Genomic DNA, 14,843 nt, shown 5'->3' on the forward strand with positions numbered 1-14,843 from the left:
TAGCACGATCGCGGCATTATCGAGAGCGGGGTGTGAGGCGTATTGTTCGCGGTGATGGCCTACCCCGGTGCGTACTATTGTCGCAGTATTTTGCTCATTGCTTTGCCTTTGGCCAACTCATCAATCAGCTTGTCCAGATAGCGGATTTTCTGCATCAGTGGATCCTCGACATCTTCGACCCGCACGCCGCACACCACGCCTTTTATCAATCCCGTATTTGGATGCATTGCCGGTGCCTCGGTGAAGAAGGTTTCAAAATCCGTTTCGCGTTCGAGCTGCTGTTGCAGTGATTTCTGGTCATAGCCGGTGAGCCAGCAAATGATTTCATCCACTTCTGCTTGGGTGCGATCTTTCCGTTGCGCTTTTTGCACATACATGGGGTAAACCCTGGCGAAGGACATGGTAAAGATATTGTGCTTTGGCATGCTGGCAATTCCCGGGTGTCGGTATCTACCGGTTCGCAGTAGTACTCGGGTTTCCATTTTAAAGTTCATTAAAACGCCGTCAAACCTTCATTTTCCTGCTTTTCAATACCTGCTCGATAACAAAATTGACAGGGGTGTTGACGATGTTTGTGAATAAAAAAGGCTGGTATTTACTGCTGTCGGCGATCATTTTTTCCGGCGTGCTCACCGGGTGTGAGTCCGACAGTGACAATACTGACACCAGCGCGCCTTTGGTTACGGATAATTCGAGCGAGCAGCCGGCGGTGGAAGAGGCATCGGACCTTCCCGTTTTCCGCATCGGCCTGCTACCGGACACCCAGGGTGGTACCGACAGCGCGGGCCAGGCCCATGTGGCCATGCATCCGATGCGCGAAGTCCTGAAGCATCAGGATGCGGCGGGCGTGAGCATGGTGATTGCGCTGGGTGATCTTACCGATCATGGCTCCGCCGTGGAATTTGCCGAGTGGCGTTCGGTGGCCGACGAATATGCGGAGAAGGGCATCGAGTTCCTGCCGGTGATGGGCAACCACGAGACCAGCTATGCCTACACGGTGGAATGGATCGACAATATGCGCCACTTTATTCCACAGGATGCGGTGCATATGCCGGGCTACGAATGGGTGAATTACTACGTGGTGCGCGAGAATGTGCTGGTCATCGGCCTCGCCTACTACAACCTGCCCATCGCCTTCGAGTGGATCAAACAGGTGGTGTATGAACAGCGGGAAAATGTAGACCATATCGTGATCGCCAGCCACGATGGTCTTATTGGTGCCAAATACGGCCAGACCCGCGAGCACATTGTGGAGGGAACCAAAGACGACAACTGGGTCTACCAGGTGCAGCCGCAGATCCGCGAATTCCTCGCCGACAACGACGTCATTTATGTACAGGGCCACGAGCACCAGTATCAGCGCTCGCTTATTTCCGCGAAGACCGCACTCAATACACTGCCGTCCAGTTCCACCCCAACCGGCGGCAACTACCGCATGGACGTGTACACTCAGATCATGGCTGGCAACGCGTCTTACAAAGGCTATGAATTCCGCTACGGCGAGCGGGATCTGGTGCAGATGATTGTGTCGCAGAAAAATGCCACGCTTTCCAATGGCTCCGAGGCCTACGACGTAAATTCCTCGCTGCTCACCTTCCAGGGTCCGCGGGTGGATTACGTTTCCTATTTCGCTCCGCACACGGCGCACAGCAATGATGCGTCTGAAGCCTTCGAGGCGGACTGGAAACTGGCCGATCGCTTCTCGCGCACCACCGATCGCTGCGAAACCGTGATCTACCCGGATGCCATTCCCGAGGGCACCCGCTCGGCACTGGTGCTGCAACCGGAATACCGCACCAACGAGTGCCTGGCACCCCAGGGGGGCTTTGCAAAACTGATGGGGGGGCGCAACCAGACCTTCAATCGCACCGACACCCGCACCCGGGATATGGGCTTTACCCCCGGCTTCTCTCGCGCCGAGTCCCTGAATGATCTGATGCGCCTGTCGTACCAGTGGCTGTTTCAGTACCACGAGAGCTGGACCCCGAACCTCAACAGCCCGCTGCGCGCCGCACCGGACTACGACAACAATGAACTCATCATTCCTGAAACCACCATCGACCTGAAGGAACACGTCACCCTGAGCTGGCTGCCGGCGACCGAGGAAACCGTCTCGGATATTTTGCTGGTAAGCGGTACCCAGAATCAGACCGGGGTCTATCAGGACGATTACGGCGTGTTGAAAGATATTGAAGTGGACACCGGCCTCGCCATGAGCCGTCCGAACGGCAGTGCCAAGCCACCGGTGGTGTTGCCGACAACGGCCACCAAATCCTGGGATATCGGCACCGCGGTATCCGACCGCTACGTGCTGGCCTTCACCGGCCCGGAAGGCGCAGACGAGAGCCTGACCATGGCGATCCGTTCCCTTGAGGGAGGCGAGCAGTGGTCTGCACTGGCTGCGGAAACCTGTGTGGTGGAAGCGGAATGGCAGGACAGCTTCCTCGGCACTGCACCGGAGCGTGCCGCGGGTTGTGACGAGCAGCCACTGGTGGGGTTTGACCCGGCACAGCCGAATCAATGGTGGGCGGTGTTACAGCAGGATGTGGAGCTGGCTTTGGTGGCGCGTAGCGATCTGAACTGACCGCTACCGGGAGGAGTCAAAGAAGGCGGCAATATGCCGCCTTTCATGATTATTTGGAGGGTTCTTTAGCCTTATTAGCGGCTACCTTTTCCGCTTCAATAAGCACCGCTCTTTGGCGCTCAGCGGCCTTTTCCAGGACGCGCTCATACATGCGCTTCTTCTCTTTGGAAGACGCGGTCAGTATCTCCGCTAGAGAAGCGGGGGTGGTGGCTCCTGAGTTAAACATTTTCTTCATCCCTCAAGTGTAGTTGGACGGTAATAGCTCCAACAGTGCGGCGCGAGTGTATTTTTCGCCAATATGGTTGTCAATCTGGTCAATGTTGAACCTGGTGTTTTTGGGGCTGAAGTCGTCGTTTTTATGGAGTAGCTCCACAATGACTTTCTTGCCAAACTCCCGCTTTATCCTATTGACGGTATCCTTTGCGCTGAAATATTGATCAATAAAGCTTTCTTTGGGGATGTTCCTGCCTTCAGAAAGCTCCCTTTTTAGCACAAAGTTCCAGGCGGCTTTGGGGTCTAGGTAAACATACAGGATAATGACTACTCGGTTCTTCCTCAGTGACCGCTCTATGTTCTTTTTGGCTCTTTCAAAATTTGAAAAAGTGCCGTCAAAAAAGAAGTTCTGCCCGTTTTTTAACGCAAGATCGTGAATTTTGTCTACCAAAATTGATGCCGGGTATTGGAATAGCCAGCTGTTTGTCCCGTTGTATTCACTGAAGTAGGGGCGCATGGCATCGGTATCAATGTGGATGCTTGGCGCGCCTTTCGACCTTGCCATTGCTGCCATTTCCAAAGCCGTTTCTGTTTTACCGGCACCCGGAGAGCCTGCCATAAAGACAGAGGTGGCTACAGGGCTTCTGGGGAATTCCTCTTTACAGGTTAACTCCTTGGCTATTTTTGTCTTGTTTGCCTTGGCAAAAGCGATGGCTTGTGCCTGAATTTGTTCTTCTTCCTTGGTCATAAGCGGTAAATAAAAAAATTGAACGGTCACTTGTTTCAGGTGGAGAGGCCGTTTACAGAGTGGATGGTTTCCCCGGGATTAGTCTACCTGTTAGTGCAGAGCACTTCCCGGGAGCCGCAATCCCCTGCGGCCTGATCTCATTCATTTGGTAGCCCGCTTGTGTGTTTTACGGGCCGGTTTGGCGGCGGCGCGTTCGGCCTTGATACGTTCGAGCAGGGCGCTAGCGGAGTTTTCGCCGCTGATCAGTTCCGGGTTGTCCTTGCGCCACTGCTCGGTAAGTTCGCCGCAGAAACCTGTGTGGTGGAAGCGGAATGGCAGGACAGCTTCCTCGGCACTGCACCGGAGCGTGCCGCGGGTTGTGACGATCAGCCACTGGTGGGGTTTGATCCGGCCCAGCCAAATCAGTGGTGGGCGGTGCTGCAGCAGGATGCGGAGCTGGCACTGGTGGCGCGCGAACGTCTGGCACAAGCTTTGTAATTGACGCCCACATCGATGATCTCTCCATCGCAATTCGCTGCCCCTTAACTAGCCTGTTAAGGGGCAGCGACCGCTGCACGTTTTTACCGGGGAGATACGCAGGGATTGATCATGAAATTCATGTCATGGATGACAGCCGCTGTCGCTTTTATGGTAGTACTTTCGGCGATGGCACAGGAGTCCGGCAAACTCGGTTCACCCAGTGCGACGACGACCATTCCGGGTAACCAGTTGCCCGCGCCACCGCCGAAGTTTGGCGGGGTCATCAAGCAGGGCGCGCTGCAATCTACCCCCTGGTGGCCACCGCGTATCGTGCCGCCGAAAGATGCCCCCAACGTTCTGCTAATCATGACCGATGACGCGGGCTTTGCGGTGAACAGCGTGTTCGGCGGCGTCATTCCCACACCCTCGATGGAGCGCATTGCCGAAAGCGGGCTGCGCTACAACCGCATCATGTCCACCGCCCTGTGTTCGCCCACACGCGCGGCACTGATTACCGGGCGCAACCACCACTCGGTGGGCTTTGGCGTGATTGCCGAGCAGGCCACGGGCTTTCCCGGCTACGACAGCATCATCGGCGTCGACAACGCCACCATCGGCCGTATCCTGCGCGACAACGGCTACGCCACCAGCTGGTTTGGCAAAAACCACAACACGCCCACCTATCAGGCGAGCCAAGCCGGGCCCTTTACCCAGTGGCCCACCGGCATGGGGTTCGATTATTTTTACGGTTTTGTCGGTGGGGACGCCAACCAGTGGGGGCCGAACCTGTTCCGCAACACCACCCAGATCTATCCGTGGATCGGGCACGAGGGCAGCCTGAAAATGGACCGCTCGGATCCCAACGCAAAGATCTGGCCGGTGACCGGCAAGGAGCCCTCCTGGAACCTGATTACGGCGATGGCGGACGATGCCATCGACTGGATGAGCCGCATCCACCAGACCAATCCCGACCAGCCAATTTTTCTCCACTATGTGCCCGGTGCCACCCATGCGCCGCACCACCCCACCAAAGAGTGGGTCGACAAAATCCAGGCGCTGCACCTGTTTGACGACGGCTACGAAAAGCTGCGCGAACGCATTTTCGAGAACCAGCAAAAACTCGGCGTGATCCCGCCAGACCAGAAACTCACTCCGTGGCCGAAAGACATTCTTCCACCTTGGGACACGCTCAGCGCCGACGCCAAGAGGCTCTTTATCCGCCAGGCCGAAGTGTTCGCCGCCTATGTGGCTTACAGCGATCATGAAATCGGCCGCGTCATTCAGGCCTTTGAGGATTTGGGCAAGCTGGAAAACACCATCGTCATCTACATCAACGGCGACAACGGCACCAGCGCCGAGGGCGGCCCGCAAGGGACCTTCAGTGAGGTCGCATTTTTCAATGACGTGACGCCGCCGATCGACGTGCAGATGAAATACTACGACGCCTGGGGCACCGAGTTTGCCTACAACCATATGTCGGCGGGCTGGTCCTGGGCCTTCGACACCCCGTTCGATTGGTTCAAGCAGAACGCCTCCCGCCTTGGCGGCATCAACCAGAATATGGTCATCTCCTGGCCGAAGCGCATCAAGGACAAGGGCGGACTGCGCGAACAATTCACCCATGTCATCGACGTCACGCCCACGCTGCTGGAAGTGATCGGTATCCCCGCCCCCGAGTATGTCGACGGTATCAAGCAGAAACCGATTGAAGGCACCAGCTTCGCTTACACCTTCGACGCCAAAAACGCCAAGGCCGAGTCCCGCCACAAGACCCAGTACTTCGAAATGATGGGACAGTGGGCGCTCTACCACGAAGGCTGGCTGCTGAGTACCAAGGTCAACCGCGCGCCCTGGCAGGCGTTCCAGGAAGCGAATGCGGACCCGCTGAACAATCAGGTCTTCCAGCTCTATAACCTGAACGAGAGCTGGAACCAGTCGGAAGATATTGCCGACAAGCACCCGGACAAGGTCAAACAACTGCGGCAGCTGTTTGTCGAGGAGGCGAAAAAGTATCAGGTGTTCCCGATGAATGCCTCGATGGCAGCCAGGGTCGTGGCCGCGCGCCCGAGCCTTACCGCCGGCCGCAACGAGCTGGTGTATACCCGTCCCATGACCGGCACGCCGCAAGGCGATGCGCCCTTCCTGCTCAACACCTCCTACACCATCACCGCGGATATCACCGTGCCCGAGGGCGGTGCCCAAGGCATGATCGCCACCTCCGGTGGACGCTTTGCCGGTTGGGGTTTTTATCTGCTGGATGGCAAGCCGGTATTCAACTGGAACCTGCTAAACCTTGAATGGGTGAGATGGGAGGCGCCGCAGGCTCTCACACCCGGCCAGCACACCCTCGTGTTCGATTTCAAATACGACGGCCTGGGTCTCGGCACCATTGAGTACAACAGCTTTGCCGGCGTCGGCAAGGGCGGCACCGGCACCTTGAAAGTGGACGGCAAGGTGGTGGCCAGCAAGCGCATGGAAAAAACCATCCCGATCATCCTGCAGTGGGATGAGAGCTTCGATATCGGCTCCGACACCATCACCGGAATCGACGACCGCGATTACCTGCCACCGTTTCCACTGACCGCCAAATTGAACAAGCTGACGATCAACATCGACCGTCCGCAATTGTCGCCGGAAGATATCAAGAAGCTGGAAGCGGGGATGAAGAAGGCGGCGGCGGGGATTCAATAGCGCGACGTTACTGCTGTTTTCGCCCGACCGAATATGGCTCGGCCGGGCGCCATACAACAGGGTTGGTTTATCAACCCGCTTTTTTGCGGGTCTTTCGCGCCGGTTTGGCGGCGGCGCGTTCGGTCTGGATACGTTCGAGCAGGGCGGCGGCGGAGTTTTCGCCGCTGATCAGTTCCGGGTTGTCCTTGCGCCACTGCTCGGTAAGCTCGCCGCGGAAGGCTTTGGCGAGGACGGACTGGGTGAGTTTTTCCACCCGTGCCAGGGCGTTGTTGACCTGTTGTTCGATGGTATCGGCGTAGGCTAAGAGTTGCTCTACCCGGTGCACGATCTCGGTTTGTTCTTTGAGAGGCGGAGTTAGTAACCGAAATTCTTTCAGGGCTGGCATATAAATGGTTTTTACAGTAGTTCCTTGACCTGAAATGGTGAGGTGGTCTTTTGCCGCCATTAGGGCGTACATAAGGTATTTATTGTTTAGTTTCTCGCCGCATATCCAATTTGCAAAATGCTGAGTGGTGGACATTTCTTTTCCCATGATTGTTGTAAATCCAACTGATATGTCGCGAGAAAAGCATACTGTTCCGGTTGGAAGTAGCCGAGCACTTGAGTTTTCAATGCCCTTCATCGTGGGCATGTGTTTTGTATTCTCAATTATTTTCCCGTGAGCTGCACGGATATCCTGTAGTGAAATCCAAGGGACGTCACCGTTTTCCCAATAATCGAAAACTGATTTCCTTGGGGTATGTCCCGATTCTAGAATTGCCAAATCCACAAGTTTTTGCCAGTTCCAGCCTTCTGGTTGTTCATCGGATTCGACGTTAATGGTTACGGGAGACTGGCTCGAAGAAATTGCCTTTGAGCGTCGCTTATCTTCTGTCAATTTTCCAGTTACAGCGGCAGCCAGCACAGACTGCCGAAAGCGTTTCAGTAGCTGCGGGATGCGCTGGAGGCGGACTTTGGTGTTTTCCACCTGGGCCAGCAGGGTGTCGAGCTTGTCGGCGATAACTTTTTGTTCGGCCGGCGGCGGTAGAGGAAAGTGGAACCCCTGAACATCTGAGGACTTTGCGGCAGGGTAGAGAGCGCCTTGAACGACACCACTTATTTCATCGATAAAGGCTTTTGAGCGAACCAGTGTATATATGTACCGGCTATCCACTTGAACTGGTTTAATAACTTCGAAGCCAGTAGAAGCGATTTGGTTGTCGAATCGCTCATCAACCAGCGCCACCGCATTCAGATTTGGTCGCGTAAGCGAGACTAAGATATCACCTGTATTTATGACTTTGCGAGCTCGGCTGGGTGCATCGGTGCCTGACAATTGCTGAGGTTCAGCAATGACCTTCTTACTTCTGTCGATACTGCCGATATCAACATAGGTAAAAACTTCGTCTGGGTCGGGCTTTCTTTGTTGACCTTTAATTGCGATATCGCCAATACGGGCTACAACCCAGCCCAGAGGCAGCGATAGATCACTCATTGCTTCGCCTCACAAAACATCTCGGACAAAAGTGCTAGCTGGGCATCGGCTTCATCGTTAGCCCCGAGTTCCCGCATCAGTCCATCCAGTTCCCCCAGCGCCTGCACCAGCTCACCCATCGCCTCACCGGCCAGCACACCCGGCTCCGGCAGATTCGCCGCATCCACGCTGTCCGCGTCCTTCAGCCAGCTGATATCCAGCGAGTCGCCCTTGTGTTCGGCAATCCACGCTCTGGAAAAGCAGCGCCAGCGGCTGTGGGCCAGGCGTTCGTCCACGTTCTGATTTTCATCGCCGGCGGCAAGGTCGATTTCCTCGGCGCCGAAGCTCCATTCGCCCTCGCTGCGTTTGCTGGTACCGTCGGGTTTTCTGCCGTAGACCTTTTCAAACGGCTTCAGGTGCTGTTCGCCAAACGGGCTGCGTTTGCCGAAGCTCGGCATATTGGTGCGCAGGTCGTACACCCATACATTTTTGGTGCAGCTTTCTTCCTGCAGCTTGTCTTTGGCGCTGCCTTTGGTGAAGAACAGTACGTTGGTCTTCACCCCCTGGGCGTAAAAAATCCCGGTGGGCAGGCGCAGGATGGTGTGCAGGTTGCACTTGTCCATCAGGTCGCGGCGGATATCGGTACCGACGCCGGCTTCAAACAGCACGTTGTCCGGCAGTACCACCGCGGCGCGGCCGCCGGGTTTTAAATTGCGGTAGATATGCTGCAGAAAGGCCAGCTGCTTGTTGCTGGTTTTAAACGTGAGGTCGTCGCGGGTGATGCTGGCGTCGCCGCCTTTGGCGGTGCCGAACGGCGGGTTGGCGAGCACAATATCGGCCTTCGGCAGGCCGGCGCCGGCGTGGCCGAGGGCGTTGCCCAGATGCACCACACCCTCGTCGTCCCCTTCCATACCGTGCAGCAGACAGTTCATCAGCGCCAGGCGGCGGGTGCCGGGTACCAGTTCCACGCCCACAAACGCGCGGTTTTTCTGGAATGCCTGCTGTTTGGCGTTGAGGTCGAACAGGTCGTCGGTGTTGCCCTTGATGTACTGGTCGGCGGCAATCAAAAAGCCCGCGGTGCCCGCGGCCGGGTCCTGGATGACTTCGCCGGGTTGGGGCTTGATGCAGCGCACCATGGAATTGATCAGCGCGCGCGGCGTGAAGTACTGGCCGGCACCGGATTTGGTTTCGTTGGCGTTCTTCTGCAGCAGGCCCTCGTAGAGATCGCCGAGGCCGTCTTTCTGCGCGCTGAACCAGTCGATCTGATCGAGGGCGCTGATCATCTGTGCCAGGTGCTGCGGCTCGCGCAGGCGGGTCTGGGCGTCGGCGTAGATGGCGCTGATCAGCGGATCTTCGTGCACGATATTGCCGCTGCCGTCCCTGCCGCTGGAGAGCGCCAGCAGGATGCGCTTGTAGTCGTCCAGCAGGTTGATGCCGGATTTTCTGTTGAGATCCGTCCAGCGGCAGCCTTCCGGCAGCGGGTGTTTCTCCAGGGTGCCGGCTTCGGTGTTCTCGTGCACCATTTTGATAAACAGCAGCAACACCAGCTCGGTGACGTAGTCCGAGTAGTTGATGCCGTCGTCGCGCAGCACGTCGCAGAGGTTCCAGAGTTTCTGGACGATGTCGTTGTTGGTCATGGTACTTCCAGGGCTCGCTTAATTCGGTTGCTGGGTGGTCGGGAAGAGGTCTCTTCCTTCACAGATATTGAGTAATTGTGGAAAGGCGTAGATGGACGGCCTGCGCCCCTGGCCTTCCTGCAGGACGATCAATGGACCCTTGTCTTTGGTCAGTTGCCGGAGCAATCCCTGCAGGGTCTGTTTGTTGATGCCGGTGCGTTGGGAAAAATCGGCGGCATTGAAGATGGGGCGGTCGAAGATGCCGTCCAGCAGTTGCTGGCCGTGTTGCGAGTGGGTGATCTCGCGGATATTGGCTTTGGTTTCTTCGTACAGCGCCATGATGCGCCGCACGCACCGCAGGTTGGTTTCCGCCTGTTGCACAACGGCGCGCAGGAAAAATTTGATCCACCCGGTCCAGTCTCCCTGTGCGGAAATATTGGCGAGCCGTTGGTAATACTCGGCCCGGTTGGATTCCAGGTAATCCGAGAGGTAGAACATGGGACTGGAAAGCCGTTTCTTGGAATAAAGAAACAGCGGGATCAGCAGACGGCCGATACGCCCGTTGCCGTCTTTGAAGGGGTGCAATAACTCAAACTGGGCGTGAACTATAGCCGCTTGCGCGAGCACATCGAAGTCGTTTCCTCGCAGGTACTGCTCCCATTTTTTCAGGTAGCCGGGGAGTTGCAGAGGGATGGGAGGCACAAAGGTGGCTTCCTCCCGGGTGCAGCCGGCCGGACCAATCCAGTTCTGGTCCTTTCTGAACTGTCCGGGCGCCTTGTGCTGGCCTCGCACGCTATCCAGCAGTATCCCGTGCAGTTGCAGCAACAGATTCAGGGTGATGGTGTGGCCGTCTTTCAGGTGCTCTTGGGAGAGCATCATTGCTTTGCGGTAATTGAGAATCTCGTGGATGTCCGCATTTTTGCGATCATCGAATTTTTGTCCCGCTTCCTGTTCCAGTACTTCCTCGACCGTAGCCTGAGTCCCTTCGATTTTTGATGACAGTACCGCTTCCTGTTGGGTCAGAGGGGACAGCATGACCGCAGGGTTGACGATGCCCTGGAGTAATCCGCTGTATTCCGCCAGTTTGGCGTTGGCCTCACCGACCAGGGTGATTAGCGCGGCGTAGTCGATACCTTCAAGGGGGAGCTTGTCGGGGGTATAGGTAGCCATTGGGTTTGCCATTAGCGTATGAATTAAGACTACTTTTCAGATGCAAGCAGGTTTGTGTGGACCTTATCAGACGCAAATTCATTTGTGTATCAAAAATATTAATAATCGATACGCAAAGGAGGTTGAGTAGGTTGGTTCATACACAAAGTACTTAATGTATGAAATGCGGAGAAATCTGATACGAAACGGATAATGTGCCTGTGGATATGTATAGAAAATCACGATTTCTATACATGTTTCGTGGACATGTATACGGGATCGACATGTTATTGGGATATGTCGAAAAAAACGGGTTTCTTCGACATGTCTTAGTTGGGGCCGAGCTGGGGCTCGGCGCTCCCGGGGATCAGCCGCTTTGGGCGGTCCAGAGGGCGTCGTTGAAGGCCTCCAGTACCGTGTCCAGGCGGTCGCCGAGGAGTTTGTCGAGGCGTTTGGCGCCGCCTTCCAGGGCGGGCATCTGGTTGACGGTGTCGCGGTCAATGATGACCTCGTGGGTCAGCTGCTTGGCCAGGCGCTCCAGCCATTTGCGCTGGGCGGGGGTCCAGGGGTGCAGGTCGTAGATTTGGTCCATGGCGCGGGCGACGCGGGTTTCGAACGGCTCCAGCGCCTCGCCGAGGGCGGCGCGGCGGATATGGCCGATGATACTGGCGGCGATGTCGCGGTTGGTCTGGTTGCGCACCGCGCTCTGCAGGTTGGCCTCGGTGTAGCCGTGGCTGTCCAGCAGTAACCTGACCTCTTTCAGCTGGGCGCGGGTGAGATCGCGGGGCTTGTTGACCACGGCACTGAGGGCGGCGGACTGGTTGAGCTGGTTGCGGATAAAGTCGCTGAAGCTGTCCAGGTAATCTTCGGGCCGCTGGTGTGCACCGTAGCTCTGGGTGCGCTCGCGGATTTCATCGTGGTGCTCCGAGATCAGCGGCATTCGGTCGCTGCCGAGCAGGGCGCTGACTTCGTTTAACTGATTCAGCAAGCCGGCATGCTGGCGGATAAGGTCCGCGGCCCCAGCCGGTCCCAGCTCGTGCAGGTGCTTGTGCAGTGACTTGGGCGCAACGCCCCACTGCTGTTCCAGTTCTTCCAGTTTCTGTTTGAGTTCCGGCCGGTTTTCGGCCTTGCTGTCGGCCTTGCGCAGAATGCGCATCATTTTCTGGCTCAGCTGGCTGAGGATTGCATCCGCGTGGCTTTCTCCTGCGCTTTCCCCGGGGCTGTTGAGCGCGCGCTCCAGTTGCTCTGGATTGGTGATTTCATCCACCAGCTGTTCGAGGGTGATATTGGGGTCTTTCACCAGCGGCTGCATGGTGTTGACGTCCTGCAGCGCCGCGTAGATATCCACAGGGTCGTAGATGCGGAACACGGTCTTGCCGATTTCGTCACAGCGGCGCGTAGCGCGGCCGATCATCTGCTCGTAGAGGATGCGCGAGCGCACCCGGCGCAGGAACACCAGGTTGCAGATGGGGCGCACGTCGATACCGGTGGTGAGCAGGTCCACGGTGATGGCGATATTGGGGTAGCGCTCGTTCTTGTAGCGGCGGATCAACTGACTGACGTTGTCACTTTCGCCGGTGATTTTCTTCACCGCAGCCTCGTTGTAGGCGCCGTTGTAGAGATCCTTGAAGGCCTCGTCCAACAGGGACTTGACCATGTTGGCGTGCTTGTCGGTGGCGCAAAAGATCATCGTCTTTTCGTCACCGAAGGGGTCGAGTTCCTGGGCCAGCTGTTCGCAGATAACGCGGTTAAAGTTTTCGTTGATTACCCGGCGGTTGAAGGCGGAGACGTCGAAGTCGAGTTCGTCTTCCAGCTCCGCAGTTTCCACCGCGCCGGTGTGGGTGTTGATCGCCTGTACCTGGGCGCCTTTCTCGAACTGGATGCCGTTCTGGGTCAGCAGGGTTTCGTAGCGGATCGGTGGCTCGTGGTCGATCAGCCAGTCGTCCGCGACCGCTTCGCGGTAGGAATAGGTGTAGGCGGGCTTGCCGAAAATTTCTGTAGTGTGTTTGGCGGGGGTGGCGGTGAGACCGATTTTAACCGCGTCGAAGTAGTCCAGCACCCGGCGGTAACTGGAGAGATACTGGGCCACATCGCGGGTGGCCAGTTCGCCCTCGGTCATTTCCTGGTCGAGGGTGTAACCGCGGTGGGCCTCATCGACAATGATGCAGTCGAAGTGATCCACGGTTGGCGGTTCGTCGCTGAGAAACAGGCGCTTGACCATCGCCTGCACCGTGGCCACCTGAATCCGGGTGTCGTTGTCGCAGGCCATTTCACCCATTTCTGCGATGCCGTAGTTCTGCAGCAGGGTCATGTTCTGTTCGAGCTGGGCTTCCTTGAAGGCATCCGTGGCCTGGGTGCCGAGGGCGGTGCGATCCACCAGAAACAGGATGCGCTTGAAGCGTTCCGCCTTGAGGAATCGGTACATCAGGCCGAGGATGGTGTGGGTCTTGCCGGTACCGGTAGCCATGGCCAGCAGTATCTGGCGGTTGCCCTCGGCAATGGCTTTTTCCGTAGCCTGGATGGCTTCCTGTTGATAATCACGCATCTTCAGGTAGCCGAAGGGCTCCTGTTGCAGCTTCTTCTCCGCTTCGGCCTTGCTGCGTTCCAGCCTGTCGAGCAGACCGGCGGGACTGTGGAACTTGGCGAGATCCCGGCGCAGATTGCTGGGGTCGCGCACATCCCGGAACCAGGTGCCGGACTGCTCTTTCAGCTGCGGCACCTGGGGACGGCCGTTGCAGGAGTAGACGAAGGGGACCTGGAAGTGACCATCGACGTCGTCCGGCCAGGCGACGGTGCGCCCGGCCAGGGCCCAGGCACTGACCAGCGGTACTTCAATTTTGAGGGTGCGGCTGTAGCGCTCGGCCTGCGGAATCATGCCGGCGACATTGGCATTTTCTTTTTTGGCTTCGACCACCGCGATCGGGGTGAGGCCAGCAAACAGAACATAGTCGGCGCGGCCGCCCTTTGTGGGCCACTCGGCGATGGCACAGTTGCGGCCTTTTTCCGGGCGCGCGCCTTTGCTGTAGGTCAGCGCCTGGCTGTCGGCCTCCCAGCCGGCGTCAAGCAGCTGCTGGTCGATCAGAAGGCGGGTGAGCTCTTCGTTCAGCCCCAGGTTTTTACTGGCCGCCCTGGATTGCTTGGCCAGTTGCTGACGCTGGGCGGTCTGCGTCCTGCTGTCCTGCGCCGCCAATTGCCGCTGCAGCTCGGCGATTTTTTGCTCGTATTCACCTTTCTGTTGCGCCAGCGCCTGTTCCTGGCTGGCTACTTCCTCCGCTTTGGCCCGGGCTTCCTCGTCCATGGCATGGGCCAGTTCTTCGTACTCGGCTTTCTGTTTCGCGATCAGCTCGTTGAGTTGTTGGCTGGAGTCGAGTTGTACGCTCGCGTCTTTTAGTTCGCCACGGAGTTTTTCAACTTCTGCATGCAGCTGGCGCAGATGGGTACTGGGGTCTTCCGGTGGCACAAACGGGCCGAGTTTGAAGTCCGCGCGTGCCCTGCCGGATGAGGTGTGGAACCAGGCCGCCAGGGTGCGGGCAATCTTGAGCCCTTCAAGGGCTTCCTTGTGGCGGGTATGGAACTGGTGGGTGGCCCTGTTGCCTTCCCGGCGCAGGGTATGGAACAGCTGGCGCACTCTGGGATCGAGGCGGATTTCCCGATCGAGCATATTGACCAGATCCAGTTGGGCGGTTCTGGGGTCATACTCGATCCCCAGCTGCGCAGCCATATGCTGTGCCAGTGCTTCACCCAGCTGGCGCAGCTTGATCAGCGTGGTGTTCGGGTCACTGGAAAACGACCGCTCCGCGGCTGCCGCCAGCTCCACAAACAGTGGATCATGCACGGCGAGAAAGCCGAAGTTGCCGGACGTGATACGGTCTGTTCCCTGCACTGCGCCCCCTTAGGGATTCGTGGTCTTTTTTGTTTTTAGTCGGTCAG

10 protein-coding genes are annotated in these 14,843 nt (G+C 57.3%); 3 read left to right on the plus strand and 7 right to left on the minus strand.

Annotated elements, in window-relative coordinates; genetic code table 11:
- Positions 1-74: 74 nt before the first annotated feature.
- Positions 75-425 carry a DUF2200 domain-containing protein gene (locus tag PVT68_RS13610; RefSeq protein WP_280318917.1) on the minus strand — a complete coding sequence of 117 codons (351 nt, stop codon included), beginning with the start codon at positions 423-425 and terminating at the stop codon, positions 75-77.
- A 143-nt stretch (positions 426-568) separates the two neighbouring features.
- Between PVT68_RS13610 and PVT68_RS13615 the strand changes: the two genes are divergently transcribed.
- Positions 569-2,584: a metallophosphoesterase family protein gene (locus PVT68_RS13615; RefSeq protein WP_280318919.1), complete on the plus strand. Its 2,016-nt coding sequence runs from the start codon at positions 569-571 to the stop codon at positions 2,582-2,584.
- Between the two features lie 49 nt (positions 2,585-2,633).
- On the opposite strand, the gene PVT68_RS13620 is transcribed toward PVT68_RS13615, so the two are convergent.
- Both PVT68_RS13620 and PVT68_RS13625 read right to left on the minus strand, forming a co-directional pair.
- Positions 2,634-2,810, minus strand: coding sequence for a hypothetical protein (locus tag PVT68_RS13620; protein WP_280318921.1), 177 nt, complete (start codon positions 2,808-2,810; stop codon positions 2,634-2,636).
- Between the two features lie 12 nt (positions 2,811-2,822).
- Positions 2,823-3,575 (minus strand): zeta toxin family protein, encoded by a 753-nt coding sequence (locus PVT68_RS13625; protein WP_280318922.1) that lies wholly within the window; start codon positions 3,573-3,575, stop codon positions 2,823-2,825.
- Positions 3,576-3,704: 129 nt separating this feature from the next.
- Between PVT68_RS13625 and PVT68_RS13630 the strand changes: the two genes are divergently transcribed.
- Both PVT68_RS13630 and PVT68_RS13635 read left to right on the plus strand, forming a co-directional pair.
- A complete protein-coding gene (locus PVT68_RS13630; protein ID WP_280318924.1) occupies positions 3,705-4,022 on the plus strand; it encodes a hypothetical protein in 318 nt (105 codons plus the stop codon).
- Positions 4,023-4,133: 111 nt separating this feature from the next.
- The gene (locus PVT68_RS13635) at positions 4,134-6,695 is read left to right on the plus strand and encodes an arylsulfatase (protein WP_280318926.1); all 2,562 of its coding nucleotides are present in this window, start codon (positions 4,134-4,136) and stop codon (positions 6,693-6,695) included.
- Between the two features lie 70 nt (positions 6,696-6,765).
- Here the strand turns inward: PVT68_RS13635 and PVT68_RS13640 are convergent, their stop codons facing one another.
- From PVT68_RS13640 to hsdR, 4 genes are all read right to left on the minus strand, one after another.
- Positions 6,766-8,169, minus strand: coding sequence for a restriction endonuclease subunit S (locus tag PVT68_RS13640; protein WP_280318928.1), 1,404 nt, complete (start codon positions 8,167-8,169; stop codon positions 6,766-6,768).
- A complete protein-coding gene (locus PVT68_RS13645) occupies positions 8,166-9,785 on the minus strand; it encodes an N-6 DNA methylase (RefSeq protein ID WP_280318930.1) in 1,620 nt (539 codons plus the stop codon). The genes PVT68_RS13640 and PVT68_RS13645 overlap by 4 nt, the downstream gene beginning before the upstream one ends.
- 18 nt (positions 9,786-9,803) lie before the next feature.
- Positions 9,804-10,934 carry a Fic family protein gene (locus PVT68_RS13650; RefSeq protein ID WP_280318933.1) on the minus strand — a complete coding sequence of 377 codons (1,131 nt, stop codon included), beginning with the start codon at positions 10,932-10,934 and terminating at the stop codon, positions 9,804-9,806.
- A 346-nt stretch (positions 10,935-11,280) separates the two neighbouring features.
- The gene (gene hsdR / locus PVT68_RS13655) at positions 11,281-14,796 is read right to left on the minus strand and encodes a type I restriction-modification system endonuclease (RefSeq protein ID WP_280318934.1); all 3,516 of its coding nucleotides are present in this window, start codon (positions 14,794-14,796) and stop codon (positions 11,281-11,283) included.
- Positions 14,797-14,843 lie beyond the last annotated feature (47 nt).

It is taken from the genome of Microbulbifer bruguierae (assembly GCF_029869925.1).
Taxonomy (GTDB): Bacteria; Pseudomonadota; Gammaproteobacteria; order Pseudomonadales; family Cellvibrionaceae; genus Microbulbifer; species Microbulbifer bruguierae.

Coding starts and splice junctions, on each gene's coding strand:
- PVT68_RS13615 (WP_280318919.1), top strand. CDS start 569: ATGTTTGTGAATAAAAAAGGCTGGTATTTACTGCTGTCGGCGATCATT.
- PVT68_RS13610 (WP_280318917.1), bottom strand. CDS start 425: ATGCCAAAGCACAATATCTTTACCATGTCCTTCGCCAGGGTTTACCCC.
- PVT68_RS13650 (WP_280318933.1), bottom strand. CDS start 10,934: ATGGCTACCTATACCCCCGACAAGCTCCCCCTTGAAGGTATCGACTAC.
- PVT68_RS13620 (WP_280318921.1), bottom strand. CDS start 2,810: ATGTTTAACTCAGGAGCCACCACCCCCGCTTCTCTAGCGGAGATACTG.
- PVT68_RS13645 (WP_280318930.1), bottom strand. CDS start 9,785: ATGACCAACAACGACATCGTCCAGAAACTCTGGAACCTCTGCGACGTG.
- PVT68_RS13640 (WP_280318928.1), bottom strand. CDS start 8,169: ATGAGTGATCTATCGCTGCCTCTGGGCTGGGTTGTAGCCCGTATTGGC.
- PVT68_RS13635 (WP_280318926.1), top strand. CDS start 4,134: ATGAAATTCATGTCATGGATGACAGCCGCTGTCGCTTTTATGGTAGTA.